This is a genomic window from Cellulosimicrobium sp. I38E (genome assembly GCF_001647255.1).
GTDB classification, from domain to species: Bacteria; Actinomycetota; Actinomycetes; order Actinomycetales; family Cellulomonadaceae; genus Cellulosimicrobium; species Cellulosimicrobium cellulans_E.
In genome coordinates, this window is record NZ_LUAZ01000072.1 from 28,421 (window position 1) to 54,936 (window position 26,516).

Consider the following 26,516-nt stretch of genomic DNA (forward strand, 5'->3'; position numbering starts at 1 on the left):
TGGCTGTCCGACCGCCGTCAGCCGCCGGAGACGCTCAGCTCGGCCTCGCGCAGGCGCTCCTCGTGCTCGGCGTCGAGCTCGCGCGAGTCGAGCCACCCGTACGGCAGGTGCGGCGTCTTGGGCGAACCGGCACGGCCGCGCTGCCCCTCGGCGGCCTCGCCGGGGTACGGGGCGTCCTGGTCGAGCGCGTCGAGGTGCCCGCGCAGCTCGTCGAGCGTCGAGACCATCGCGAGCGCGCGGCGCGCGTCGCCGCCCACCGCGTAGCCCTTGAGGTACCAGGCCATGTGCTTGCGGAGGTCACGCATGCCCTTGCCCTCGTCGCCGTCGAAGTACTCGATCATGAGCTCGCCGTGGCGGTAGATCGTGTCGGCCACCTCGCGCAGCCCCGGCCGCACGCGCTCGGGCCGGCCCGCGAACGCGGCGGCGAGGTCGGCGAACAGCCACGGCCGCCCCTGGCACCCGCGGCCCACGACGACGCCGTCGCAGCCCGTCTCGCGCACCATGCGGACCGCGTCCTCGGCGGACCAGATGTCGCCGTTGCCGAGCACCGGCACGCTCGTGACCGCCTCCTTGAGGCGGGCGATCGCGGTCCAGTCCGCGGTGCCCGAGTAGTGCTCGGCGGCCGTGCGCGCGTGCAGCGCGACGGCGGCGACGCCGAGGCCCTCGGCGATGCGGCCGGCCTCGAGGTAGGTGAGGTGGTCGTCGTCGATGCCCTTGCGCATCTTCACCGTGACGGGGACCCCGTACGGGCGGGCGGCCTCGACGGCGCCCCGCACGATCGCGGTGAACAGGTCGCGCTTCCAGGGCAGCGCCGCTCCCCCGCCCTTGCGCGTCACCTTGGGCACCGGGCAGCCGAAGTTCAGGTCGACGTGGTCGGCGCGGTCCTCGGCGACGATGATGCGCACGGCCTCGCGGACGGTCGCCGGGTCGACGCCGTACACCTGCGCGGACCGCGGCGTCTCGTCCGCGCCGAACGTCACGATGCGCAGCGCCTCCGTGTTGCGCTCGACGAGCGCGCGGCTCGTCACCATCTCGGCGACGTAGAGCCCGGGGTCGTCGCCGCCGCTCGCGCCGGCCTCGCGGCACAGCGTGCGGAACGCGCGGTTCGTGACGCCCGCCATCGGGGCGAGGACGACCGGCGTCTCGACGACGATCGGGCCGATCCGCAGCGGCGCGAGCAGCGGACCCGTGCCGGCGGAGGCCGGGCCGGGGTCGGCGGTCGTCGTGCTGAGGACAGGGGCGGGAGCAGTCACGCGCTCCATTGTCCCATCCGGAGCGGTCTCACCCGCGAGAGGCGTTCGACGAGCGAGCAGCGGCCGGTCGTGGCAGTGTTGAGGAGGTCCGGCAATCCAGGCCGGACATGGACGAAAGGGACGACATGCCTCTCTGGCTCATCCTGGTCATCGTCGGCGCCGTGCTGCTCATCCTCGGCGTCGCCATCGAGGCCGCGAAGGTCCTCATCTGGATCGGCATCATCGTGCTGGTCGTGAGCCTCGTGATCGGCCTGCTCAACCGGGCGAAGGGGGCGGCCCGCTAGCGCGAGGCCGCAGGGGGCGACGCGTCCCGACACGACGCGACGGAGGGGCGGGACCGCGAACGGTCCCGCCCCTCCTATGTGCCCGGCGCGTGCCGGGCGGACGGTCAGGCGCCGAGCAGGTGCCCGGCCAGGTACTCGGTGACCTTGTCGAGCGCGACGCGCTCCTGGGCCATCGAGTCGCGGTGCCGGATCGTCACGGCCTGGTCGTCGAGCGTGTCGAAGTCGACCGTGATGCAGAACGGCGTGCCGATCTCGTCCTGACGGCGGTACCGGCGGCCGATGGCGCCGGCGTCGTCGAAGTCGACGTTCCAGTACTTGCGGAGCTCCTTCGCGAGGTCCTTCGCCTTGGGCGAGAGCTGCTCGTTGCGGCTCAGCGGCAGCACCGCCGCCTTGACCGGCGCGAGGCGGTGGTCGAGGCGCAGGACCGTGCGCGTGTCCACGCCGCCCTTCGCGTTCGGCGCCTCGTCCTCGGTGTACGCCTCGACGAGGAAGGCCATGAGCGAGCGCGTGAGGCCCGCGGCCGGCTCGATGACGTAGGGCACCCAGCGCTCGTTCTTCGTCTGGTCGAAGTACGACAGGTCCTTGCCGGAGTGCTCCGCGTGCGTCTTGAGGTCGAAGTCGGTGCGGTTCGCGATGCCCTCGAGCTCGCCCCACTCCGAGCCGGAGAAGCCGAAGCGGTACTCGATGTCGACCGTGCGGGTCGAGTAGTGCGAGAGCTTCTCCTGCGGGTGCTCGTACAGGCGGAGGTTGTCGCGCGCGATGCCGAGGTCGACGTACCAGTCGGTGCGCGTGTCGATCCAGTACTGGTGCCACTCGGCGTCCGTGCCCGGCTCGACGAAGAACTCCATCTCCATCTGCTCGAACTCGCGCGTGCGGAAGATGAAGTTGCCCGGCGTGATCTCGTTGCGGAACGACTTGCCGATCTGGCCGATACCAAAGGGAGGCTTACGGCGGGCCGCTCCCATGACGTTGGCGAAGTTCACGAAGATGCCCTGCGCCGTCTCGGGACGCAGGTAGTGCAGGCCGGACTCGTCCTCGACCGGGCCGAGGTAGGTCTTGAGCATCATGTTGAAGTCGCGGGGCTCGGTCCACTGCCCGCGCGTGCCGCAGTTGGGGCACACGATCTCGGCGAGGCCGCCCTCGGGCGCGCGGCCCTTCTTCTCCTCGAACTCCTCGATCATCTGGTCCTCGCGGAACCGCTTGTGACAGTGCAGGCACTCCGTGAGCGGGTCGGTGAAGACGCCGACGTGGCCCGAGGCGACCCAGACCTGGCGCGGGAGGATGACGGAGGAGTCGAGGCCCACGACGTCGTCGCGGCTGGTGACCATCGCGCGCCACCACTGCTTCTTGATGTTCTCCTTGAGCTCGGTGCCGAGCGGCCCGTAGTCCCAGGCGGAGCGGGTACCGCCGTAGATCTCGCCCGAGGGGAAGACGAACCCGCGCCGCTTGGCGAGGGAGACGACGGCGTCGAGACGGGCGGTGGGTGAGGGCGCTGCGGCCACGGACATCACTCCTGGTGCTCACGGCCCCGCACGTGGCTCGTGGGGGCTGGACGGGTGGGCGACGCCCGCACGGGCGCCGACCGACCAGCGTACCCGGCCGTGACCCGGCTCACCGGGAACGGTTTTGACATTCATTCTCAAGAAGGCGGAGACTGGAGCCATGCACCGCTCCCCCGCCCGGCGCCGTCGCGCCCTCGTCACCACCGCCGCCCTCGCCACGGCTGCCCTCGTCGCAGCCTGCTCCCCCGGCGACGGCGGTTCCGGCGGCAACGACGACGGGCGGCTCCAGGTGCTCGCATCCTTCTACCCGCTCCAGTACGTCGTCGAGCAGGTCGGCGGCGAGCACGTCGACGTCTCCAACCTCACCCCGCCTGCGGCCGAGCCGCACGACCTCGAGCTCGCGCCCGCCCAGGTGCGGTCGATCGGCGACGCCGACCTCGTGGTCTACCTCTCGGGCTTCCAGCCCGCGGTCGACGAGGGGATCGAGCAGCGCGCTCCGAAGCACGTCGTCGACGCCGCCGGGTCGGCGGGGCTCGAGGAGCACCCGGGCGAGGACGCGGACGCGCACGCCGACGAGAGCGCGGAGGAGCACGCCGAGCACGCGGACGAGTCCGGCGACGGCCACGACCACGGCCCGACCGACCCGCACTTCTGGCTCGACCCGACGCGGCTCGCCGCCGTCGGCGACGCCGTCGCGGACGAGCTCTCCGCGATCGACCCCGACCACGCGGACGACTACGCCGCTGGGGCCGCGGCGCTCACGGCGGACCTCGACGACCTCGACGCCGAGTACGCACAGGCGCTGGCCCCCTGCGCGGGCGCGACCCTCGTCACGTCGCACGAGGCGTTCGGCTACCTCGCGGAGCGCTACGACCTGCACCAGGTGGGCATCTCGGGCATCGACCCCGAGGCCGAGCCGTCCCCCGCCCGACTGCGCGAGGTGGGCGAGGTCGTCCGCGAGAACGGCGTGACCACCCTCTTCTTCGAGACGCTCGTGAGCCCCAAGGTGACTCAGACGCTCGCCGACGACCTCGGCGTGCAGACCGCTCTGCTCGACCCGCTCGAGAGCCTCGCGGAGGGCGCGACGGACTACCGTGAGGTCATGGAGTCCAACCTCGAGGCGCTCACCTCCGGCCTCGTCTGCTCATGACGGACGCAGCGGAGCTCGTCGCCGCGCGCGACGTCCACGTGACCCTCGGCGGGAGCGAGATCCTCCGCGGGATCGACCTGACCGTCGGCGCCGGCGAGGTCGTCGCGGTCCTCGGCGCCAACGGGTCGGGCAAGTCGACGCTCGTGCGGGCTCTCGTCGGGATCGTGCCGCTGTCCCGCGGCTCCGTCGACCTCTTCGGAGCACCGCTCGGTCCCCGCCTCCCCTGGCAGCGGCTCGGGTACGTGCCGCAGCGCGTCGCCGCGCCGTCGGGCATGCCGTCCACGGCGTCCGAGGTCGTCGCATCCGGCCTCCTCGGCGGCGCCCGCCTCCGGCTCCCCCGCGGCTGGCGGGCGCGCACGGTCGAGGCGCTCGACCTCGTGGGGCTCGCCGACCGCGCGGACGACTCCACCGCCGAGCTGTCGGGCGGCCAGCAGCAGCGCGTGCTCATCGCGCGCGCCCTGGTCCGCCGGCCCGACCTTCTCGTCCTCGACGAGCCGGTCGCCGGCGTGGACAAGCCCAGCCAGGAGGCGTTCGCCGCGACCATGACGCGGCTCGTGGGCGACGGACTCACCGTGCTCGTCGTCCTCCACGAGCTCGGCGCGCTCGCCCCGCTCATCGAGCGCGCGGTCGTGCTGCGCCACGGCCGCGTCGTGCACGACGGCGCCCCGCCCCGCGCGTCGTCGACCCACGCGAGCGCCACGCACCAGCACCTGCACCCGCACGAGCCCGCGGACGCCGGCAACCGCGCCACCGGCCCGGAGACGGGCCTCACCGACACCCTCAACCCCGACCTCGCCGCGGGCCACGCACCCAGGACGGCCTCATGACCACGGTGTTCTCCGAGATCTCCCTGATGCTCACCGACCCGCTCATGCAGCGTGCCCTCCTCGCCGCGCTCCTGGTCGGCGTCAGCGCGCCCGTCGTGGGCACGTACCTCGTGCAGCGCAAGCTCTCGCTCCTCGGCGACGGCATCGGGCACGTCGCCCTCACCGGCGTCGCGCTCGGCTGGCTCGTCGGAGCCGCGATGGGCGTCGTCCCGAACGACGCGCTCGCGATCCCGGGGGCCGTGGTCGCGGCCGTGCTCGGCGCGGTCGCGATCGAGGTCGTGCGCGAGCGCGGCCGGACGAGCGGCGACCTCGCGCTCGCGCTCCTGTTCTACGGCGGCATCGCGGGCGGCGTCCTGCTCATCGGGCTCGCCGGGGGCTCCTCGGGGAGCCTCATGCAGTACCTCTTCGGCTCCATCTCGACCGTCACGTCGTCGGACCTCGTCCTCACGGTCGTGCTCAGCGCCGTGATCCTGCTCGTCGGGCTCGGGCTGCGCGCCGCGCTGTTCTCCGTGAGCCACGACGAGGAGTTCGCGCGCGCGTCGGGCCTGCCGGTCCGGACGCTCAACATCGCGGTCGCGGTCGTCGCCGCGCTCACGGTGACGGTATCGATGCGGGTCGTCGGGCTGCTGCTCGTCAGCGCGCTGATGATCGTGCCCGTCGCGGTCGCGCAGCTCGTCACGCGCTCGTTCCGCCGGACGATGCTCGTCGCGTCGGTCGTCGGCGTGGTCGTGTGCGTCGCCGGACTGTCCTTCACGTACTGGAACAACGTCTCGCCGGGCGCCACCATCGTGGTCCTCGCGATCGCCACCTACCTCCTCGTCGCGGTCCTGCGGCCGCTGTGGGTCCGTCGACGCCCGCGCGTCGCGCGGGACCCGCACCCGGACATCCCCGACGACGTCGAGCTCGACCTCGTACCCTCGGGGGCGTCGAACCGCACACCCGGAGGTGAATCGTGCAGCGCATGACCCGCCAGCGCGCCGCCGTCTCGGACGCGCTGGAGAACCTCGACGACTTCCGCAGCGCCCAGCAGCTCCACGAGATCCTGCGGACGCGTGGGGACAACGTGGGCCTCGCCACCGTCTACCGCACGCTCCAGAGCCTCGCGGACGGCGGCGACGTCGACGTGCTGCGCACCGAGGAGGGCGAGAACCTCTACCGCCGGTGCGAACGGCGCGAGCACCACCACCACCTCGTGTGCCGCACGTGCGGCCGCACGGTCGAGATCGACGGCCCGACCGTCGAGGCGTGGGCCAACCAGGTGGGCACGTCGCACGGGTTCGTCGACATCCAGCACACGATCGAGCTGTTCGGCACGTGCGCGGGGTGCGCACGCGCGTCCGTGCGGGACTGAGCCGTGCCCGACGCGCTGGACGGCGCCCCGTTCGCCGCGCTGTTCGCGTTCTTCTTCGCGATCGCGTTCGTCCGGACGCAGGCGACGTACTGGATCGCCCGGCTCGTCACGACGTGGACGCTGGACCGGACGCGCCCCGTGAAGCCGTGGGTCGCGCGCGTCCACGCCTGGTTGTCGGGCCGGTCGGCGGCGCGCGGGATCGAGACCGTCCGCCGCTGGGGCGTCCTCGCCGTCCCCGCGTCCTTCCTCGCGACCGGGACCAAGACGGTCGTCAACGCCGCCGCGGGCGTCGTCCGGATGCCGTTCGGCCGCTACCTCGCCGCGATGACGCTCGGGTGCGCGATCCACGCGACCATCTACGCGACCGTCGGCTGGGCCGTGTGGACCGCCGCCTTCGCCGCGGCGACCGGTTCGCCGTGGGGTGTCGCGGCGCTGGTCCTGCTGGCCCTGGCCTTGGCCGTCGGGGTCGTCGTCGTGGTTCGACGCCGCGCCGCCCGCAGGCCTGTCGCCGCGGCGGGCTCGGCGGTCGCCCTCGACGGGACCGGCCTCGTCCTGGAGGCCGACGCCCAGGTGCAGGACGCGCGGGACGCGACGCGCCTCGACCGATGAGATGACGCGCGCCCGACCGTCCGAACCTGCATGACCACGTTCCTCCTGCTGCCCGGCGCCGGCGGCGACCCCGCGTACTGGGACCTGCTCGCACCGGAGCTCGCCCGGCTCGGCCACCTCCCCGTCCCCGTCGACCTGCCCCAGCACGACGAGGGCTACGGCTGGGCCGACCTCACCGACGTCGCCGTCGCGTCCCTGCACCACGCGGCGGGCCCGGCCGAGCGGGACGACCTCGTCGTCGTGGCCCAGTCCATGGGCGCGTACGTCGGCCCGCTCGTGTGCGAGCGCGAGGCGGTCCGCCTGCTCGTGCTGCTCAACCCGATGATCCCGCTGCCGGGCGAGACCGGGGCCGACTGGTGGCGCGCGACCGACCACGCCGCGCGACGCGCGGAGACCGGGCTCGGGCCGTTCGACCCCGTGGACGACTTCCTCCACGACGTGCCCGACGCCGTCGCGGCCGTCGTGCAGCGCAGCGACCGGCAGCCGTCCGAGCGTTCCTTCGCCGAGCCGTGGCCGGCGCCCTCCTGGCCGGCCGTGCCGACGGTCGTGCTCCAGGGCGCTGACGACCGGCTCTTCCCGGTGACCTTCCAGCGCGACGTCGCCCGCGAGCGTCTCGGCACCGAGGTCGAGACGCTGCCCGGCGGCCACCTCGTGGCACTCAGCCGGCCGGTCCAGCTCGCCGCCCGGCTCGAGGTCCTCGCCCGCTGACGGCCCGTCCCGGTCAGCGGCGCGGACCGAGGACGGTGCGGCTCCTGCGCCGGACCGCGGCTCAGCCGAGCGTCGTCGCGGAGCCGTCGGCCGCGCCGACGCAGAACTGGTTGCCCTGCGGGTCGGCGAGCACGGCCCAGCGGAAGCCGGGCATCGTGTGCTCTGCGACGAACGTCGCGCCGTCGGCCACGAGCGCAGCGACGTCCGCCTCGCGGTCGGACCTCCCGAGGTCCAGGTGCAGCCGGTTCTTGCCGGGGGTCGGGTCCTCGACACGCTGGAAGCCGAGGACCGGGGCGGTCACGCCCTCCGCGGGCACGACCTCGAGGAACCACCCGTCCGACTCGTCGACCACCCGTCCGCCGAGCTGGCGCGCCCACCACTGCGCGAGCGGACGGGGGTCGGTGGAGTCCACGGTCACCATGCCGATGCTCAGAGCCATGGCGCGCACGCTACCGGCCGCCGCCCGCTCCGTCCCCCGCACGGCCCCGGCCACGACCTCAGGCGGTACCGCCCACCGCGTCGACCGCGCCGCCGTAGCGGCGGTCGCGGCGCGCGTACTCCTCGACCGCGCGCCAGAGCGACCGACGGTCGACGTCCGGCCACGGCTCCGGGAGGAACACGAGCTCCGCGTACGCGGCCTGCCAGATCATGAAGTTGGACGTGCGCTGCTCGCCCGAGCTGCGCAGGAACAGGTCGACGTCCGGCAGGTCGGGCTCGTCGAGGTGCTGCTGGACGGTGCGCTCGGTGACCTTGCCCGGGTCGAGCCGCCCGGCGGCGACCTCGCGCGCGATGGCGGCCGCGGCGTCGGCGATCTCCGCGCGCCCCCCGTAGTTGACGCACATCGTCAGGGTGCACACGTCGTTGTTCTTCGTCTGCTCCTCCGCGATCTCGAGCTCCTTGATCACGGACGTCCACAGCCGCGGCCGGCGCCCCGCCCACCGCACGCGCACGCCCCACGAGTCCATCTCGTCGCGGCGCCGCCGGATGACGTCACGGTTGAAGCCCATGAGGAAACGCACCTCGTCGGGCGAACGCTTCCAGTTCTCCGTCGAGAACGCGTACGCCGACACGTGCTTGACGCCGATCTCGATGGCGCCGGCCACGACGTCGAGCAGCGCGGCCTCGCCCGCCTCGTGGCCCGCGGTGCGCGGCAGCCCGCGCGCGTTGGCCCAGCGACCGTTGCCGTCCATGACCACGGCCACGTGGTTCGGCACGAACTGCGCCGGGATCGCCGGTGCCCGCTCGCCGCTCGGGTGGGGGAACGGTCGCGCGTACGTCCGCTTCGCCATCAGGCGTCCGCCCCACGGCCCTGACGGTCCGCGGCGACGCCGACCGGTCCGGCGGGCGAGGCGGCAGGCGGGGCGACGGGCGCGTCCCGCTCGACCATGCGCAGTGATCGCAACGTTCTCTCCAGGTGGTATTGGCTGTACGCGGCCACGAGGCCGCTCGCTTCCTTGCGGTGCCGGGCGTCCGACGCGTCGGCGGTCTCCCACTCCCCCGCGAGCAGCGCGGCGAGGAGGGCGAAGGTCTGGGGGGCGGGCGCCGTCGAACCGGGCGGGCGGCAGCGCGAGCACACCGCGCCGCCCTGCGCGACGGCGAACGCGTGGTGCGGGCCCGGCTCGCCGCAGCGTGCGCAGTCGACGAACGACGGCGCCCAGCCCGCGACGGCCAGCGCCCGCAGGAGGTAGGAGTCCAGGACGAGGCCCGGCGCGTGCGCCTGCTCGGACAGCGCCCGCAACGCACCGGCGAGCAGCCAGTACTGCTGCACCGCGGGCTCGCGCTCGTCGGCGACGAGCCGCTCCGCCGTCTCGAGCATCGCCGCGCCCGCGGTGTACAGGCCGTAGTCCTCGCAGATCCGTCGGGCGTACGGGCCGATCGTCTCCGCCTGCGTCACCGTGTCCAGCGACCGGCCCGCGTAGAGCTGGACGTCGACGACCATGAACGGCTCCAGCCGCGCCCCGAACCGGGACGACGTGCGCCGCACCCCCTTGCCCACCGCGCGCACCTTGCCGTGCTCGCGCGTGAGGAGGGTGACGATACGGTCCGCCTCGCCCAGCTTCTGGGCGCGCAGCACGATCGCGTCGTCTCGGTACAGCACCACGCCCCTATTGTCCGTCACGCCGCCGACACGGCGTGCACCACCCGCCGACGACGCTCAGGCGGGCGCGAGGCACCCGAGCACGGCGCGCACCCGGGCCAGCGTCGTCTCCGCGTCCTCGCCGGCCTCCACCTGGCGGGCCGCGGCGAGGACCACGGCGTTGACGAGCTCCGCGGAGCGCGCGGCGTCCGGGACATCGAGCTGCTCCAGAGCCTCCACGAGCGGCACGAGGATCGTCGCGTGCATCGCCGCGCTCTGCTGCGCGAGCGCCTCGCGGCCCGCCTCGGCACGCAGCGCCGCGACGACGGCGTGCTCGCCCTCGGCGACGAGGAGCAGGTTCTCGCGCGCGTAGGCGACGATCGCGTCCTCCGGGGACGCCGCCGTCGCGACCGCGGCCGTGATGCGCGCCGACCACCGCGGCACGACGTCGGCGACGACGGCGTCCAGGAGCTCCTCCCGCGACCGGAAGTACTGGTAGACGCTCGACCGGGCGAGCCCGGCGCGCGCAGCGACCGCCGCGAGCGTGAGCCCGCTCCCGTCCTCGCGGATGAGCTCTCGCGCGGCGTCGAGCAGCGCGCGCAGCTGCGCGGCGCGGTGCTCCGCCACCGTCGGAGCGGCGATCTTCGGCACGGTGCCTCCTCCTCCCCGGGCACGACGACCCGGCCGGACCATCATGCCCGAGGACAGGGCGCGCGGGCGGCGCCGTCCTCGCCGACGCCGACCCCCGCGTGCACCCGACCGGTCACCCCGCGACGGCGGGGATCCCGAGGCGCCCGTCGACCATCTCGACGACCCGGTGGCAGTGCTCGAGCACGTCGTGGTCGTGCGTGACCATGAGCGCCGCGGCGCCGAACGCCTCCGCCTCGCGAGCCAGGAGGCTCACGACCTCGTGGCTGCGCGCCCGGTCGAGCGCCGCCGTCGGCTCGTCGACGAGGAGCAGCGCGGGGCTCGCGACGAGCGCTCGGGCGATGCCCACGCGCTGCCGCTCGCCGCCGGAGAGCTGGTCCGGGCGCCGGTCCGCACGGTGGCTCATGGACACGGACTCCAGGAGCTCGCGGGGGTTGCGCGCGCGGGGGTCGCGCTCGTCGATCCGGGCGATCCGCAGCGCGAGCCGGAGCTGGTCGACGCTCGTGAGCGCCGGGAGGAGGTTGCCGGACTGGAAGACGAAGCCGATGCGCTCGCGCCGCAGCCGGGCGCGCTCGCGCTCGCCCGCCGCGCCGAGGTCGACCCCTTCGAGGCGCACGGTCCCGGACTCGGGCGCCGTGAGCGCGCCGGCGACGGCGAGCAGGCTCGACTTGCCGGAGCCCGACGGCCCGACGACGCCGACGAGCTCGCCCGCGGCGACGCTCAGGCTCACCTCGTCGAGCGCGACGACGGTCGAGTCCCCGTCGCCGTGGCGGACGGTGACGCGGTCGATCTCGAGCACGGGCGTGGCGGGGGTGGTGGTGCTCATCGCTGCCCTCCCAGGGCGGTCAGGGGGTCGACGGAGGTGATGCGCGCGACGGCGACGGCCGCTCCGGCCATCCCGAGGACGAAGAGCAGGACGCCGGCCAGGACGAGGTCGGGCGCCTGGAGCGCGAACGGCATCGGGGACGCGCCGAGGCCCGCGCCGGCCGCGACGCCGAGGGCGAATCCCACGCCGATCGAGGCGAGCAGGAGCACGGCGGCCTGCCCCAGGCTGTCCGCGAGCAGGAACCGGCGCCGCGCACCCATCGCCCGCATGACGGCGATCTCGTGCCGCCGCTGGATGACCCAGACGGTGAAGAACGCGCCGACGACGAGGGCGGAGATGGCGTAGAGGAACACCTGGATGAGCAGGAGCGTCGCGGTCTCGGCCGCGTACCCCGGCGAGGCGTCGAAGGACTCGGTGAGCGTCCGGGTCACCGTGCCCGACGCCGCGTCGGCGGCCCCCCGGTCGAACGACGCAGGATCGGTGCGCAGCGCGACGGCGGTCGCGACGTCCGGGACGTCGGCGCCCGGTCCCTCCGCGCCCGCGAGCAGCTCCTGCCACGTGCTGAGCGGCAGATAGGCGATGTCGACGTGCCCGAACGTGTGCTGGTCCTCCAGGACACCCACGACGGTGAGCGTGCGCTCCGGGCGCGCGAGCGTCACGGTGTCCCCGACGGCGAGGCCGTCCTCGGCGGCGGTCGCCGAGACGACGATCCCGTCCGCCGCGCCGACCGGGTCGCCCTGCGCGAGCGCGGTGGGAGCCACGAACGAGCCGGGCTCGACGCCGACGAGGGTGAGGTCGACGGGCGAGCCGTCCTCCTGGTGCGCGTTGGCCAGGAGCAGGCCGTACGGGGCGGCCTCGAGCACGCCCCGCTGCTCGGCCATGGTGCCGACCTGGTCGGTCTCGATGACGGAGCGCGTGAACGCGGCGTCGGTCCCGGTGCCCTCGTCGAAGGAGAAGTCGGTGACGGGGGTGCGCTCGAGGCCGGAGACGCCGTCGTTGACGAGCCCGGCCGACAGGCCGGAGAGCAGGACGACGAGGACCGCGACCAGCGCGACCACACCGCCCATGAGGAGGAAGCGGGTGCGCGCGAAGACGAGCTCGCGCAACGCGAGGAACATGAGAGCCCTTCCGATGTTGTCGACAGTGCGTCGGTATCTTACCAACGCTCTGTCGACAAAAGACCGACGGCCCGGACGACGAGGTCGTCCGGGCCGTCGGAAGATCGGCGAGGCGGTGGTCAGCCCTGGGCACGCTCCGCGCGGTTCACGGCGGACACGATGGCCTTGAGCGACGCCGTGGTGATCGACGGGTCGATGCCGACGCCCCACAGGACGTCGTCGCCCACCTGGCACTCGACGTACGCCGCGGCGGTCGCGTCGCCGCCCTCGGACAGGGCGTGCTCGGCGTAGTCGAGCACGCGGACGTCGACGCCCACCTGGGCGATCGCGTCGACGAAGGCGGCCACCGGGCCGTTGCCGGTGCCCTCGAGCGTGAGCTGCTCGCCGCGGTCGACGACGTCGACGCTCAGCGTGTCCGGCCCCTCCTCGCTCGACGACGCGCGCGTCGAACGAAGCTTGAGGCGGCCCCACGGCTCCAGGCCGGAGTCGGGCTCGACGGGCAGGTACTCGTCGGAGAAGATCCGCCAGATGTCGTCGCCGGTGACCTCGGTGCCCTGCTGGTCGGTGTGGTGCTGCACCGCCTGGCTGAACTCGATCTGGAGCCGCCGCGGCAGGTCGAGGTGGCGCTCCGACTTCAGCAGGTAGGAGATGCCGCCCTTGCCGGACTGCGAGTTGACGCGGATGACGGCCTCGTAGGAGCGGCCGACGTCCTTGGGGTCGATCGGCAGGTACGGGACGGCCCACACGAGGTCGTCGACCGTCTTGCCCTCGGCCTCCGCGTGGACGGCCATCGCGTCGAAGCCCTTCTTGATGGCGTCCTGGTGCGAGCCGGAGAACGCCGTGAAGACGAGGTCACCGGCGTAGGGGTGGCGCTCGGGCACGCCGAGCTGGTTGCAGTACTCGACGGTGCGGCGCACGCGGTCGATGTCGGAGAAGTCGATCTGCGGGTCGACGCCCTGGCTGAAAAGGTTCATGCCCAGCGTCACGAGGCACACGTTGCCGGTGCGCTCGCCGTTGCCGAACAGGCAGCCCTCGATGCGGTCGGCGCCGGCCTGGTACCCCAGCTCGGCGGCGGCGACCGCGGTGCCGCGGTCGTTGTGCGGGTGCAGCGACAGGACGACGTTCTCGCGGTGGTTCAGGTGCCGGTTCATCCACTCGATCGAGTCGGCGTAGACGTTCGGCGTCGCCATCTCGACCGTGGCGGGCAGGTTGATGATGACCTTGCGGTCCGGGCGGGGCTCGAAGACCTCGAGCACCTCGTTGCAGATGCGCGCGGCGAACTCGAGCTCGGTACCGGTGTAGGACTCGGGCGAGTACTCGTAGTAGACCGTCGTCTCCGGGACGGTCTCCTCGAACTTCTTGCACAGCCGCGCGCCGTCGACGGCGATCGCGATGATGCCCTCGGGGTCGGAGCGGAACACGACCTCGCGCTGGAGCACCGACGTCGAGTTGTACAGGTGGACGATCGCCTGCTTCGCGCCCTTGATCGCCTCGTAGGTGCGGGCGATGAGGTGCTCGCGCGACTGCGTCAGGACCTGGATGACGACGTCGTCGGGGATGCGGTCCTCCTCGATGAGCATCCGGACGAAGTCGAAGTCGGTCTGCGAGGCCGACGGGAAGCCGACCTCGATCTCCTTGTAGCCCATCTCGACGAGCAGCTCGAACATGCGCAGCTTGCGCTCCGCGTTCATGGGCTCGATGAGGGCCTGGTTACCGTCGCGCAGGTCGACCGCGCACCAGCGGGGAGCTGTCTCGATGCGCTTGTCGGGCCACGTGCGGTCGGGCACCGACACGTCGATCTGCCGGTGGAACGGCAGGTACTTGTGGATCGGCATGCCCGACGGCTGCTGCGGGTTCGCGTCCGTGGCGGTCGGCGTCGAGGAGGGGGCTGAGGCGTTCATCGTGGGTCCTTCGGGTCGTCTGATGGGTGTCAGCCGGCACACCGACCACCGCGACGAGGGACCGGCTAGAGAGCCTCGCCGCGGCAACGAAGGAGGAGCTGCCGCATCAGGTGCACGACGCCACTGTACTCCTCCACGCTCCGTGACCCGAGGACGTCCGCTCCTCGGGCACGTCGTCCGTGGGAACGCCGCGGCGGGGCCGCGCCTCCCCCGCACGGCGGCGCGACGACGCCCGGCCGCCTCCGCGGGGAGGTCGGCCGGGCGTCGTCGGGTGGTCAGCGGCGCGAGCGCAGCGCGGCGTCGACGGCGGGGTCGCCGAGGTTGCCGAGCCACTCCAGCAGCGCCGGGTAGGTGGACGGGTTCGCCGCCACCTGGGGCCGCAGGTGCGGCGCGTCCTGGACGATCTGCGCGAGGACCTCGAGCGGCGTGCTCGGGTCGAGCGCCTGGGAGGCCGTGAAGCCCGGCGCCTGGGCAGGCGGCGAGTACGACTGCTGCGGCTGCGCCGCGGGCTGCTGCCCGTACCCGGGGCCGTAACCCTGCTGCGGCTGCGCCTGCTGCTGGTAGCCCTGCTGGGGGTAGCCCTGCTGGCCGTAGCCCGGGTAGCCCTGCGCGGGCGACGCGGCGCCGGGCTGCGCGGTCGGCTGCGGACCGGTGCCCGGCTGGCCCTCCTGGTACGCCGGCATGACGGCGGTCGAGGGGCCCTGGTCGGGGTCCAGCCCCGGGCGCGCGGCGTACCCGCTGCGCTCGGGCTCGACCTGCTGGACCGGGAGGACCTCGGTCGCGTCGCCGCCTGCGGGGGCCCAGCGGTCCCGGCCGGGCTGCTGCGCGGCGACCGGCCCGGTCTGCGTGGCGCCCGGGTACGCCCCGGCGCCGTGCGGGGTCGCCGGGTAGGAGCCGCCCGGCGGCTGCGCCACCGCGGGTCCGGAGGCAGCGGCGGTCGCCGGGCGGACCGGCTTGGGCGCGGGCGGCTGCCAGACGTACGCCTGCGCCGCCTGCCCGGCGGCAGCGGCGGGCACCGGGCGGTGCTCGGCGAAGTACGCGCGCACCTCGCGCGGGACGGTCAGGGCGCCGACGACGAGCAGCGGGAGCCCGAACGCGAGGAGCACGTGCTCGACGCCGCCGCCGAACACGACCCGGTTGGACGTCACGACGAGCAGGACGATGCCCAGCAGGGCGACCACGCCGGCCCCGCCGAGGGCGAGCGGGCGGCCGGACGTCGCGTCGCGGGCGAGCGAGCGGCGCGCGACGAACGCGACGGCCGCCGCGAGCACCCCCACCACGACGGCGAGCACGACCGGCACCCCGCGGGCGCCCTCGGCCAGCGTGAGCACGGCCGTCACGGCGAGGTACCCGGCGACGACGAGCGCGAGGTCGAGGGCGTTCACGGCGACGCGCACCCAGGTCTTCACGGGGTCGGCGGCGGCCATCGCCCGGTGCACGGCGGGCGCGGCGGCGATCGCGGCGAGCGCCGGGACGAGCACGAGCCCGAAACGGCCGCGGTGGGTGCTCTCGATCGTGAAGAGCCCGTTGTTGCCCGAGCCGAGCACGAACGCCACCGCGAGGATGACACCCAGCCCGACGAGCGTGAGGCGCGCCGCCTCCGACCGGCGCCACGTGCCGTACGTCGGCAGCCCGGCGAGCGCGAGGACGAACAGCGCGGAGACGAGCACGAGCAGGACGGAGAGGGCGCCGCCGAGAAGCGGCCCCGTGATCGTGAGGACGACCGTGAGCAGGACGGCCACCGCCAGGACGGCGGCCCCGACGAGGAGCGCCTGGAGCCACCGGTTCGTGACGGCGCGGTCCTGGTCCTGCGGTCCGAGCTCGCTCTCGCGCGGCTGCGCCGCGAGGAGCGCGCCTGCGAGCCCGAGCGCGGCCGCGGAGCCCACGCCGCCCCACCCGTCACGGAAGTCACCGCCCCCGACGACGTCGACGACGAGGTACACGCCGACGAGCAGGACGTACGGGGCGTTGGCGAGCAGGCGGACCTTTCGCGTGGTGTGCACGGTCCAGGTCGCGGGCAGCACCCCGGTGCGTGCCAGGTACGGCAGCGCGAGCGTGAGCAGGGAGAGGATCGTCAGGAGGACGACCTCGATCTTGTCGGACGCGCGGCTCGCGGCGTCCCACGGCAGCGCGAGCGACACGAGGAGCAGGAGCGCGGCGACGCCGTCGCGCACGTAGTCGCTCACGGGGATCCCGGCAAACGGCGAGGCGGCTCCCGACGCGGCGACCGGCTCGGCGGGCGTCTCGGCCCTCTCCTCGCCGCCAGGTCCGCCGTCTCCGGCGCCCGGCTCCGCGGGCGTCCCGACCGGCGCGCGCTCGGCCGAGGAGTCCCCGTCACCCACCGCGACGCCGTCGGGCGCCGTGGTCGGCCCGGTGCCCGCAGCACGGGGCTGCGGGTCCTCGGCCGGCTCTGTCTGGTTGGTCATCGTGCACTCCCTACGCTGTCGCGCCGTGCCGTACGCACGCACGCCGGCCCGACGGGCCCCGACCGTTTCTACCGGTTCATCACGTGCGTCTTCAAGCGCCCACGCGGCGCGGGCCCCGATCCGAGGGCACGGCTCAGGACACGGCCGTCAGCCGGTCGACGCCGAGCAGGAAGAGCCGGCCCTCGACCGCGACCACGTGGTAGGTGTCCTCGGGCAGCGTCCACCGCCACTCGACGGCCCCGTCGTCGAGCGCGAGCGAGACGAGCCCCTGCCCCTCCCGGCCGCGCTCGGTCACGAAGAGAGATCGTCCGTCCGTGAGCACCGGCCAGGGCCCGCTGTCGTCGAGGTCCACGGCCCAGGCCTCCTCGCCGGTCCGCGCGTCGACGCTGCGGTACGACGAGTCCGTCTGCACGACCACCCGCCCGTCGACGCGCGCCACCGCCCGCAGGCCCGTCCCCGGGAGGGACCAGAGCTCCGAGCCGGTCGCCGCGTCGACCCCCACGATGCTCCCGAACGTGTTCGTGACGATCACCCCCGGGGCGGAGCCGTCGGAGAGCGGCGACTCGAGAACGCGACCCTTGATCCGGAAGGCCGGCTCGCCCGCGGCCGTGAAGACGGTCGCCGTGCCGCGCCCGTACTCGTTCCCCACGTAGCGCCCGTCCTGGAGCCGCACGATGGTCCACACGTCGTCCTCGACGAGCGAGCGGCCGTCCTCGGTGAGCGCCGCGGCGACGCCCGGCGCCAGGACGTCCACCACCCCGCGGCGGACGTCGAGCACGACGTCGCCCCCACGCCCGAGCCCGTCGTGCTCGAGCGAGCGGTCCCAGCGGACCTCTCCGGTCGCCGCGTCCTCGCGCACGACGGCGACGTCGCCACCCCGCCACCAGGCGCGCACGACGTCGGTGGCGCCGACCGGCACGACCGACAGCCGGCCGGCGGTCTCCACCGTCCGGTCCCCGACGACCTCGCCCGACCCGGACCGGACCGTGACCAGCCGGGCGACCTGCTCACGCCACCCCGACGGCACGGCGCACACGACCACCTCGCGGGCGGGCTCGCCCTGCGCCGGCAGGCACGTGGCCCGGTCGCCCAGGCGTTCGGACCGCCAGAGCACCGAGCCATCGTCGACCGAGTAGGCCGTGAGCCCTCCGTCGACCGTGACGACGGCGCCCACCGCCGGGACGATCTCGGAGCCCGGCGCGACCGGGACGGTCCACCGCGCCTCGGGCGGCTCCTCGAGCGGGCGCAGCCCACCCGCGAGCGCGGTGACGTCGACGGGCCGCGCGTCCTCCATCGACGCCGTGAAGGCGACCGAGCCCGCGAACGCGGCGGCGACCGCGACGGCGACCCACGGCACGGGGTGCGCGTACCAGGCACGCCGCGGCGCGTCCGCGTCGCCGTTCTCCCGGGACGGCCCGCGCTCGCGCCCGACCGGGGCGAACCGCGCCGCGGCGGTCGAGGGTCGCGGCACGTTCCCGGAGCCCTGCGGGTGCGGGGAGCGACGTCGGTCGTCCCGAGCCCCCGGGGCGGTCGCCGCGGGCGTGCCGCGGTCGCGCGCCGCCTCGGGCTCGCCGTCGAACACGGCGTCGAAGCGGTCGTCGGTGCGCAGCTCGGGCGGGAGGAGCTCGAAGCTGACGAAGCTCGCCGGTGCGCTGGCACCGTCCGTCGTCGGCTCGTGGGTGACGTGCCCGGCACGAGCCGCCCGGTCCTGCGCGAGCCGACGGCGCCTCACCTGTCCACGATACGCACGCGGGGGCGCCCGCGCCCGGGCGAGCGGTCAGATGCCGAGCTGGTACACGCCCCAGTACGCGAGGATCACGAGCAGGAGGGCGGAGCCCACCACGACGCACCACAGCATGACGCGCGTCGTCACGCCCCGCGCGACCCGCAGGACCCCCGCCCGGCCCTCGTCGACGACGTCCGTGCCCGACGCGTCGGCCAGGTCCGCCGCGGCGCGGCGGGTGGCCCGCACCTCGGCCGACCGGTTGATGAGCAGCGCCGCCGCGACGAGCGTCGCGAGGCCGACGAGCCGGACCCCCACCCAGCCGCCCTGCACGACCCAGGCGTCCTTCTCGTAGTCGAGCGCGAGCCGCGCCACGGCGACGAGATAGACGACGAGGGCCGCCGTCGTCCCGACCGCCCCCGCCCCGAGGCCGGCGAGCGGGACGCGGAAGCCGGGCGCGAGCCCGGCAGGCGCGCTCGGGCGCCCGGCGACGCGACGCAGGCGCCGCACGAGCCCGCCGAGGAGCCCGACGACCGGACCGAGCACGAGCAGGCCCACGGCACCGAGCACGAGCCCGACGAGGAGGTCGCCGTTGCCCAGCCACCGGGGGGTCGGGACGGGCCCCGCGAGGTACTGCTGGTTCGGCTCGGCACCGGCCACCTGCGGCTGCGCGGTCGCGCTGTCCGGGAGGGACGTGATCCAGGCCCCGAGGTCGCGTGGGAAGTCGGGGACGAGCACGTCGTCGATCTTGATCCCGTGGTTCGCGTCCTCGTAGAACCGGACGGTGACGTCGGCGCCGCCGGACTCCGACGACGGTCCGGTCGCGTCGAGGATCTGCTGCGCGCCCTGCTCGACCGGCATCGACGGGTCCGCGGTGCCGTAGACGACGAGGACCGGCTGGGTGAGCCGCTCGAGGAACGGCTCGACGTCGAAGTCGGCGTACTCGAACCCACCTCCCGGGATCGCCATGCCGACCGCGCGCGGGATCGCGCGGAACACGCCGTGCGGGACGTCGGTGTTGCGCAGGTAGCTGTCGACCGCGAACGCGGCCTGCTGGCGCGGCGGCACGACCGGGGCGGACACGAGCACGGAGAACGCGATCGTCGGGTCCTCGACCGCCATGACGGGCACGATCCACGTGCCCTCCGACTCCCCGTACAGGCCGACCTGGTCCGGGTCGACCCCCGGCCTCGCCCGGAGCAGGTCCACGGAGCGCTCGTAGTCGCGAGCCATGGCCTCGTAGTCGCGGTGGCGCGTCGTGTACGTGTCGAGGCGCTTGTCCGGGACGAGCGTGACGACGCCGGCGCTCGCAAGGTCGGCCGCGACGTCGACGAAGGCCTCCGTCGCCAGGCCCGTGCCCGCGCCGTGCACGAACACCACGCCCGGGAGGTCGTCCCCCGCGTCGACGGGCTCGCGCAGGATGCCGCCGACCGTCGCGCCGTCGAGCCGGATCGTCACGTCCGTCTCGCGCACCTCGAACGTGCCGACCGGGGCGGCGCCGCCGGGGGGCTGGCCGCCGATCGTGGTGTCGGGCGTCGCGGGCTCCAGGTGCTCGGTCACGGGCACCGGGTCCCACTGCGGTCCCGTGACCGCACCGACGATCGCGAGGACGATCGCGAGGGCGGCGGTGGTCGCGGCGGTCCGGAAGATCACCGGGGAATCGTACGTCGCGCCCCGGACGCGGGTCCCTGGTGCCGCCCCGACGACCGGACGGGGGCTCTCCCCCGCCGGGTCGTCGGACGCGTCAGAACCCGAGACGGTGGAGCTGCTTGGGGTCGCGCTGCCAGTCCTTGGCGACCTTGACGTGCAGGTCGAGGTAGACGCGGGTCCCGAGGAGCGCCTCGATGCCGTGGCGGGCGCGCGTGCCGACCTCGCGCAGCCGCGAACCGCCCCGGCCGATGACGATCGCCTTCTGCGAGTCGCGCTCGACGAAGAGGTTGACCCGCACGTCGAGCAGGGGCGGGCGCCCGCTGGCCTCGTCGCCGCTGCCCTCGCGGGGCACGATCTCCTCGACCTGGACGGCGAGTGAGTGCGGCAGCTCGTCGCGCACGCCCTCGAGCGCGGCCTCGCGCACGAGCTCCGCGACCATCACGGCCTCGGGCTCGTCGGTGAGCTCGCCGCCCGGGTAGAGCTCCGGCCCCTCGGGGAGGTGCGAGACCAGGACGTCGGTGAGGACGTCCACCTGGTAGCCGTCCTGCGCCGAGACCGGCACGATGTCCGCCCAGCCGCCCGCGACCTCCCCCAGCCGGTCCACGGCGAGCAGGTGCGCGGCGAGCGTGCCGCGGTCCACGAGGTCGGCCTTCGTCACGACGGCGACCACGGGCGTGCCGCGGCGCCCGCGCATCAGCTCGGCGAGCTCGTTCGCGATGAAGCGGTCGCCCGGGCCGATCTTCTGGTCGGCGGGCAGGCAGAACGCGATGACGTCGACCTCGGTCAGCGTCTCGCGCACGAGGTCGTTGAGACGCTCGCCGAGCAGCGTGCGGGGCCGGTGCAGGCCCGGCGTGTCGACGAGCACGAGCTGCGCGTCGGGCCGGTGCACGATCCCGCGGATCGTGTGGCGCGTCGTCTGCGGCCGTCCGGACGTGATGGCGACCTTCTGGCCCACGAGGGCGTTGGTCAGGGTCGACTTGCCGGCGTTGGGCCGCCCGACCAGGCAGGCGAATCCGGAGCGGTGCTCAGGGGTGGTCGTGCTCACGGGGTGTCCTTCACGGTCGGGAGGGAGGGTCGGGTGTCGGCCGGGGTCTCCGGCTCGTGGGGCGCCGCGGGCGGCACGGCGGACGGTGGAGCGGTGTGGGAGACGAGGACGGTCGCGAGCTGCTTGCGCCGGCCCTCGACCCGGTCGGCCTCGATCCGCAGGCCGTGGACGTCGGCCACGGAGCCGGGCAGCGGGACCTTGCCGAGGGTCTTGGCGAGCAGGCCGCCGACGGTGTCCACGTCGTCGTCGTCCAGGTCGAGCCCGAAGAGCTCGCCGAGCTCGTCCACGCCGAGCCGGGCGGGGACGCGCAGCACGCCCTCGCCGAGGTCCTCGACCTCGGGCTCGGGCCGGTCGTGCTCGTCCGTCAGCTCGCCGACGATCTCCTCGAGCGCGTCCTCGATGGTCACGAGCCCTGCGATGCCGCCGTACTCGTCGACGACCATCGCGATGTGCGACGACGACGCCTGCATCTCGCGCAGCAGGTCGTCCACGGGCTTGGACTCGGGCACGAAGATCGCGGCGCGTGCGACGTCACCCACGGGTCGCGCGTCCGTGCCCGGACCACCCTGGAGGACGCGCACGACGTCCTTGAAGTAGGCGACGCCGACGAGGTCGTCCGCGGACGTCCCCGTCACGGGGATGCGGGAGAACCCGGAGCGCAGGAACAGCGACAGCGTCTTGCGCAGCGGCGTGTCCCGCGAGGTCGTGACCATGTCCGTGCGGGGGACCATGACCTCGCGCGTGAGCGTGCTGCCCAGCTCGAACACCGAGCGGATGAGCTCGCGCTCCTCGTCCTCGATGACCTCGGACTCGTTCACGCGGTCCACCATGTCCTGGAGCTCGCGCTCGTGCGCCCCCGAGTCGGGCGCGGGCGCGAGGCGGGTGAGCCAGCGGGTCGCGGCGACGATCCCCGTGAGGAGGCCCGAGAGCGCGAGCAGGGTACGGACGGCGTGCCGGCGGCCCAGCGACCGGGGGCTGACGCGCACGACGAGGAGCCCGACGACGACGCTCACCGCGAGCGCGACGAGCAGGACCTGCCACCACGGCTCGAGCCACGCGGCGACGAGCAGCGTGAGGCACGTGATCGCGGCGACCTCGGCGACGACGCGCACGAAGCCGACGGAGCGGGCGGTCGCGGCCGGGTCCGCGAGCAGGACGAGCGCGCGACGCCCCGAGGGACGCGGCGGCGTCGTCAGGTCGTCGCCGAGCGCGGCCTCGCTCACCGCCGCGCGCGTCACGCGCAGCACCGCCGCCTCCCCGGCGCTCAGCGCCGCGGCGAGCACGACCGTGAGGACGGTCAGGACCGCCAGGAGCGCGACGGGTTCGCCGCTCACCGGCCGGCGAGGAAGGTCAGGAGCAGCTTGCGCTGGAGCGCGAACATCTCCTTCTCCTCCTCCGGCTCGGCGTGGTCGTAGCCGAGCAGGTGCAGGATGCCGTGCGTCGTGAGCAGCAGCATCTCCTCCGCGGTCGAGTGACCCGCGGTGACCGCCTGCTGCGCGGCGACCTCGGGGCACAGCACGACGTCGCCGAGCTGGCCGGGGCCGGACGTCTCGCCGTCGCGGCCCGGCCGCAGCTCGTCCATGGGGAAGGAGAGCACGTCCGTCGGGCCGGGCTCGTCCATCCAGCGCACGTGCAGCTCGGTCATGACGTCGGTGTCGACGAAGAGGATCGACAGCTCGCTCTGCGGGTGCACGCGCATCGCGTCGAGCACGTAGCGCGCGAGCGCCGCGAACTCGGCCTCGTCGACCTCGGCCTCGGTCTCGTTGTTGACCTCGATGCTCACGCGTCGTCCCTCGTCCGTCGGTCCCTGGCCGCGGGGCGTCCGCGGCGCTCGTCGTCGCGGCGGCGCGGTCCGCCGCCCGTCCCCTGTCGCGCCCCGGCGCCGGTCCCGGACGCGAGGTCCCACCGCGCGTACGCGTCGATGATCTCGCTCACCAGTCGGTGGCGCACGACGTCGGACGACGTGAGGCGGCAGAACTCGACGTCGTCCACGCCCGTGAGGACGTCCTCGATCACGCGCAGCCCGGACTGGGTGCCGCCCGGCAGGTCGACCTGCGTCGCGTCGCCCGTGATGACCATGCGCGACCCGAACCCGAGGCGCGTGAGGAACATCTTCATCTGCTCGGTCGTCGTGTTCTGCGCCTCGTCGAGGATGATGAACGAGTCGTTGAGGCTGCGGCCGCGCATGAACGCCAGCGGCGCGACCTCGATCGTGCCCGCCTCGATCAGCTTGGGGATCGAGTCGGGGTCGATCATGTCGTGCAGCGCGTCGTACAGCGGGCGCAGGTACGGGTCGATCTTCTCCGTGAGCGAGCCGGGCAGGAACCCGAGCCGCTCCCCCGCCTCGACCGCCGGGCGCGTGAGGATGATCCGGTTGACCTGCTTGGACTGGAGCGCCTGGACGGCCTTGGCCATCGCGAGGTACGTCTTGCCGGTGCCCGCGGGTCCGATGCCGAACGTGATGGTGCTCGCGTCGATCGCCTCGACGTAGCGCTTCTGCCCGACGGTCTTGGGCCGGATCGTGCGCCCGCGGCTCGACAGGATGTTGAGCGTCAGCACCTCGGCCGGGCGCGACGCCGTCGCGGCCGTGAGCATCGCGATGGAGCGCGAGACGACGTCGGCGGTGAGCTGCGTGCCGGCCTCGACGACCTCGACGAGCTCGTCGAGCAGGCGCGAGGCGAGCGCGACGTCCCCCGGAGGGCCGGAGACCGCGATCTCGTTGCCGCGCACGTGGACGTCGACCGAGCCGAACCCCTCCTCGACGGCCCGGAGCACGGAGTCGCGGCTGCCGAGGAGCGCCACCATCGGCACGTGGTTCGGGATGACGATGCGGTGCTCGACCCGGTGCGGCTGGGGGTCGGGTTCTCGGGACGGAGAGGTCATGAGCCGGCTTGCGCCGCTGCGCTCCTTCGGTCGGACGGTAGGGCCGGGGCCGCCACGGCCCCGCAGATCGCCTCCATCGTACCGAGCGCGCCCGGGCCCCACACGTCCTTTCGCGCAGGGCTCAGGCGGGCGTCCACCCGAGCTCGGCGCCCGCGATGACGTGCCCGTGCACGTGGAACACGCTCTGCCCGGCGCGCGGGCCGGAGTTGAAGATGAGGCGGAACTGGCCGTCGGCCTGGTCGCCCGCGACCTCGTCGGCGAGCGCGACGACGTCGCTCAGCAGCTCCGGGTCGGCGGCCGCGAGCTGGGCGATGTCGCCGTGGTGGTCGCGCGGCACGACGAGCACGTGCACGGGGGCCTGCGGGTCGATGTCCCGGAAGGCGATCGAGCGCTCGCTCGTCGCCACGACGTCGGCGGGGAGCTCGCCCGCGACGATGCGGCAGAAGAGGCAGTCCGGGTCCGTGCGTGCGTCGGTGCTCGTCATGACCCCGAGGCTAGTCCAGGCCCGGCCCCCACGCCCCAGCGGCCGAGGCGCTCGGCGAGCAGCGCGACGGCGACGGGTCCCGCGGTCGACGTGCGCAGCACGTGCGGCCCCAGCCGGGCCGCGACCGCGCCGGCCGCGGTGAGGTCGGCGACCTCGCGGTCGGAGATCCCGCCCTCCGGGCCGACGACGACCAGCACCTCGGGCGCGGGGCCGCCGTCCGCGGTCGCGCCGTCGGGCAGCACGACGTCGGCGAGCGGCGTCGCCGCCTCCTCGTGCAGCACGATCGCGCACCCGCCGCGCGCGACGACGTCGGCCGCCCGGGCGGCGAGGCCGCGCGAGTCGAGGGCCACCTCCACGTGCGGCAGGCGCGCGCGCCGCGCCTGCTTCGTCGCGGTGCGGACTGTCGCGAGCCAGCGGGCGCGGGACTTCGCGGCGCGCTCGCCCCGCCACACGACGACGGAGCGCTCCGCCTGCCAGGGGACCACGACGTCGACCCCGATCTCGGTGGCCGCCTCGATCGCCATCTCGTCGCGGTCGCCCTTGGCCAGGGCCTGCACCAGCGTCACGACGACGGCGGGCGCGGGCTCGCGGTCGACCTCCTGGACGAGCAGGGTCACGCGGCCCGCGTCGGCGTGCTCGACGACGCAGCGCAGGCGCAGCCCGTCCCCGTCCACGACGTCGACCCGCTCGCCCGTCCCGCGGCGCTGGACGACGCCCGCGTGGCGACCCTCCGCCCCGTCGAGGACGTAGCGGTCGCCGGGCGCGACGGCGTCGAGCCCGGTCTCGGCGAGGAACACCGGAGCACTCACGCGCCCGCCCCTCTCAGCGCCCGGAGAGCTTGTCGCGCAGACGCGAGAACACGCCCGGGTGCGCGGCGGACAGGCGCGGCTCGGGCCGCTCCTCGCCGCGCAGCGTCGCGAGCGTGCGCAGGAGCTGCTCCTGCTCCTCGTCGAGCTCGCGCGGCACCTGGACCTCGATGTGCACGTTGAGGTCGCCACGGCCGCTGCCGTGCAGGTGCCCGACGCCCAGGTTCTTGAGCGTGACGATCTGGCCCGGCTGCGTGCCCGGGCGCAGGTCGATCTCCTGCGCGCCGTCGAGCGTCTCGAGCTCGAGGACCGTGCCGAGGGCGGCGGCGGTCATGGGCACCTGGAGCGTGCAGTGCAGGTCGTCGCCGCGGCGCACGAACGTGTCGTGGTTGCGCTCGCGGATCTCGACGTAGAGGTCGCCCGCGGGGCCGCCGGCCGGGCCGACCTCGCCCTGCGCGGTGAGCTTGATGCGCGTGCCGGTGTCGACGCCCGCGGGGACGTTGACGGTGATGCTGCGGCGGCTGCGCACGCGGCCCTCGCCGGAGCACTCGGCGCACGGCTCGGGGATGACGGTGCCGAAGCCCTGGCACGCGGCGCACGGGGCGCTCGTCATGACCTGGCCGAGGAACGAGCGCGCGACGCGCTGGACCGTGCCGCGGCCGTGGCAGACCTCGCACGTGCGCGGCGAGGTGCCCGGGCGGCAGCACGAGCCGCCGCACGTCCCGCACACGACCGCGGTGTCCACCTGGAGCTCTCGCTGCGCGCCGAACGTCGCCTCGGACAGGTCGATGTCGAGCCGCACGAGCGCGTCCTGGCCGCGCCGGGCGCGCGGGATGGGGCCCTGCTGCGCCTGCCCGCCGCCGAAGAACGTCTCGAAGATGTCCTGGAAGCCGAACCCGCCGCCCATGGGGCCGCTGCCGCCGCCGGGCGCGCTCGGGTCGACGCCGAGGTCGTACTGCTGGCGCTTCTCGGGGTTGGAGAGCACCTCGTACGCGCGCGCGACGTCCTTGAAGCGGTCGCCCGCCTCCTCGCCCGCGACGTCCGGGTGCAGCTCGCGCGCGAGCTTGCGGTACGCCTTCTTGATCTGGTCCTGGCTGGCGTCGCGCGCCACGCCCAGGATCTCGTAGTAGTCGCTCACACGTCACTCTCTGCTGGTGCGGGTCGTGAGGCCGGCACGGGGCCGGTCGTGAAGGGGCTGGTGGGAGTCGTGAGACCGGCACGGGGCCGGTCGTCGAGGGTGCCCGC

26 protein-coding genes are annotated in these 26,516 nt (G+C 74.3%); 7 read left to right on the forward strand and 19 right to left on the reverse strand.

The annotated features are described in order from the left end of the window. Positions 1-17: 17 nt before the first annotated feature. On the reverse strand, positions 18-1,262 hold the full coding sequence (gene dusB, locus A0J59_RS18710; protein ID WP_047233011.1) for a tRNA dihydrouridine synthase DusB: 1,245 nt from the start codon (positions 1,260-1,262) through the stop codon (positions 18-20). 116 nt (positions 1,263-1,378) lie between these two features. On the opposite strand from dusB, the gene A0J59_RS21740 reads away from it, so the two are divergent. Then, on the forward strand, positions 1,379-1,537 hold the full coding sequence (locus tag A0J59_RS21740) for a hypothetical protein (RefSeq protein ID WP_144425673.1): 159 nt from the start codon (positions 1,379-1,381) through the stop codon (positions 1,535-1,537). A 104-nt stretch (positions 1,538-1,641) separates the two neighbouring features. On the opposite strand, the gene A0J59_RS18715 is transcribed toward A0J59_RS21740, so the two are convergent. Next, on the reverse strand, positions 1,642-3,039 hold the full coding sequence (locus A0J59_RS18715) for a glycine--tRNA ligase (RefSeq protein ID WP_255365344.1): 1,398 nt from the start codon (positions 3,037-3,039) through the stop codon (positions 1,642-1,644). 160 nt (positions 3,040-3,199) lie between these two features. Between A0J59_RS18715 and A0J59_RS18720 the strand changes: the two genes are divergently transcribed. From A0J59_RS18720 to A0J59_RS18745, 6 genes are read left to right on the forward strand one after another with little or no spacing between them, the layout of a single operon-like run. Continuing rightward, positions 3,200-4,189 (forward strand): metal ABC transporter substrate-binding protein, encoded by a 990-nt coding sequence (locus A0J59_RS18720; protein WP_064317101.1) that lies wholly within the window; start codon positions 3,200-3,202, stop codon positions 4,187-4,189. Beyond that, the gene (locus A0J59_RS18725) at positions 4,186-5,016 is read left to right on the forward strand and encodes a metal ABC transporter ATP-binding protein (protein WP_064317102.1); all 831 of its coding nucleotides are present in this window, start codon (positions 4,186-4,188) and stop codon (positions 5,014-5,016) included. Before A0J59_RS18720 ends, A0J59_RS18725 begins: the two co-directional genes overlap by 4 nt. Continuing rightward, positions 5,013-5,981, forward strand: coding sequence for a metal ABC transporter permease (locus tag A0J59_RS18730; protein ID WP_047233007.1), 969 nt, complete (start codon positions 5,013-5,015; stop codon positions 5,979-5,981). Before A0J59_RS18725 ends, A0J59_RS18730 begins: the two co-directional genes overlap by 4 nt. Continuing rightward, positions 5,978-6,367 carry a Fur family transcriptional regulator gene (locus A0J59_RS18735; RefSeq protein WP_047233042.1) on the forward strand — a complete coding sequence of 130 codons (390 nt, stop codon included), beginning with the start codon at positions 5,978-5,980 and terminating at the stop codon, positions 6,365-6,367. The genes A0J59_RS18730 and A0J59_RS18735 overlap by 4 nt, the downstream gene beginning before the upstream one ends. A gap of 3 nt (positions 6,368-6,370) precedes the next feature. After that, positions 6,371-6,976, forward strand: coding sequence for a DedA family protein (locus tag A0J59_RS18740; protein WP_064317103.1), 606 nt, complete (start codon positions 6,371-6,373; stop codon positions 6,974-6,976). A 30-nt stretch (positions 6,977-7,006) separates the two neighbouring features. Continuing rightward, positions 7,007-7,684: an alpha/beta fold hydrolase gene (locus tag A0J59_RS18745; protein ID WP_064317104.1), complete on the forward strand. Its 678-nt coding sequence runs from the start codon at positions 7,007-7,009 to the stop codon at positions 7,682-7,684. Between the two features lie 61 nt (positions 7,685-7,745). On the opposite strand, the gene A0J59_RS18750 is transcribed toward A0J59_RS18745, so the two are convergent. From A0J59_RS18750 to dnaJ, 17 genes are all read right to left on the reverse strand, one after another. Further along, positions 7,746-8,123, reverse strand: a complete 378-nt coding sequence (locus A0J59_RS18750) for a VOC family protein (protein ID WP_064317162.1) — start codon at positions 8,121-8,123, stop codon at positions 7,746-7,748. 58 nt (positions 8,124-8,181) lie between these two features. Next, the gene (locus tag A0J59_RS18755; RefSeq protein ID WP_047233004.1) at positions 8,182-8,973 is read right to left on the reverse strand and encodes an isoprenyl transferase; all 792 of its coding nucleotides are present in this window, start codon (positions 8,971-8,973) and stop codon (positions 8,182-8,184) included. Then, positions 8,973-9,785: a DNA repair protein RecO gene (recO, locus tag A0J59_RS18760; protein WP_047233003.1), complete on the reverse strand. Its 813-nt coding sequence runs from the start codon at positions 9,783-9,785 to the stop codon at positions 8,973-8,975. The genes A0J59_RS18755 and recO overlap by 1 nt, the downstream gene beginning before the upstream one ends. A gap of 54 nt (positions 9,786-9,839) precedes the next feature. Then, complete coding sequence (locus A0J59_RS18765) at positions 9,840-10,412, reverse strand: TetR/AcrR family transcriptional regulator (protein WP_047233002.1); 573 nt, start codon at positions 10,410-10,412, stop codon at positions 9,840-9,842. Between the two features lie 112 nt (positions 10,413-10,524). Continuing rightward, positions 10,525-11,235 carry an ABC transporter ATP-binding protein gene (locus tag A0J59_RS18770; RefSeq protein WP_064317105.1) on the reverse strand — a complete coding sequence of 237 codons (711 nt, stop codon included), beginning with the start codon at positions 11,233-11,235 and terminating at the stop codon, positions 10,525-10,527. After that, positions 11,232-12,353, reverse strand: a complete 1,122-nt coding sequence (locus A0J59_RS18775; protein ID WP_064317106.1) for an ABC transporter permease — start codon at positions 12,351-12,353, stop codon at positions 11,232-11,234. The genes A0J59_RS18770 and A0J59_RS18775 overlap by 4 nt, the downstream gene beginning before the upstream one ends. A gap of 119 nt (positions 12,354-12,472) precedes the next feature. Then, a complete protein-coding gene (leuA, locus tag A0J59_RS18780; protein WP_064317107.1) occupies positions 12,473-14,254 on the reverse strand; it encodes a 2-isopropylmalate synthase in 1,782 nt (593 codons plus the stop codon). A 275-nt stretch (positions 14,255-14,529) separates the two neighbouring features. After that, entirely contained in the window at positions 14,530-16,680 is a 2,151-nt protein-coding gene (locus A0J59_RS21745) for a hypothetical protein (RefSeq protein WP_064317108.1), read from the reverse strand. A gap of 133 nt (positions 16,681-16,813) precedes the next feature. After that, on the reverse strand, positions 16,814-18,412 hold the full coding sequence (locus tag A0J59_RS18790; protein ID WP_053371532.1) for a PQQ-binding-like beta-propeller repeat protein: 1,599 nt from the start codon (positions 18,410-18,412) through the stop codon (positions 16,814-16,816). Between the two features lie 45 nt (positions 18,413-18,457). Continuing rightward, positions 18,458-20,056, reverse strand: a complete 1,599-nt coding sequence (locus tag A0J59_RS18795) for a prolyl oligopeptidase family serine peptidase (protein ID WP_064317109.1) — start codon at positions 20,054-20,056, stop codon at positions 18,458-18,460. 91 nt (positions 20,057-20,147) lie between these two features. Further along, the gene (era, locus tag A0J59_RS18800) at positions 20,148-21,098 is read right to left on the reverse strand and encodes a GTPase Era (protein WP_047232996.1); all 951 of its coding nucleotides are present in this window, start codon (positions 21,096-21,098) and stop codon (positions 20,148-20,150) included. Next, on the reverse strand, positions 21,095-22,432 hold the full coding sequence (locus tag A0J59_RS18805; RefSeq protein ID WP_064317110.1) for a hemolysin family protein: 1,338 nt from the start codon (positions 22,430-22,432) through the stop codon (positions 21,095-21,097). Before A0J59_RS18805 ends, era begins: the two co-directional genes overlap by 4 nt. Further along, a complete protein-coding gene (gene ybeY / locus A0J59_RS18810; protein WP_047232994.1) occupies positions 22,429-22,881 on the reverse strand; it encodes an rRNA maturation RNase YbeY in 453 nt (150 codons plus the stop codon). The genes A0J59_RS18805 and ybeY overlap by 4 nt, the downstream gene beginning before the upstream one ends. After that, the gene (locus tag A0J59_RS18815) at positions 22,878-23,981 is read right to left on the reverse strand and encodes a PhoH family protein (protein WP_082919189.1); all 1,104 of its coding nucleotides are present in this window, start codon (positions 23,979-23,981) and stop codon (positions 22,878-22,880) included. Before A0J59_RS18815 ends, ybeY begins: the two co-directional genes overlap by 4 nt. A 121-nt stretch (positions 23,982-24,102) precedes the next feature. Then, positions 24,103-24,465: an HIT domain-containing protein gene (locus A0J59_RS18820; RefSeq protein WP_047232993.1), complete on the reverse strand. Its 363-nt coding sequence runs from the start codon at positions 24,463-24,465 to the stop codon at positions 24,103-24,105. Next, positions 24,462-25,274, reverse strand: a complete 813-nt coding sequence (locus A0J59_RS18825; protein ID WP_064317111.1) for a 16S rRNA (uracil(1498)-N(3))-methyltransferase — start codon at positions 25,272-25,274, stop codon at positions 24,462-24,464. The genes A0J59_RS18820 and A0J59_RS18825 overlap by 4 nt, the downstream gene beginning before the upstream one ends. A 13-nt stretch (positions 25,275-25,287) precedes the next feature. Further along, a complete protein-coding gene (gene dnaJ / locus A0J59_RS18830; protein WP_047232991.1) occupies positions 25,288-26,409 on the reverse strand; it encodes a molecular chaperone DnaJ in 1,122 nt (373 codons plus the stop codon). Positions 26,410-26,516 lie beyond the last annotated feature (107 nt).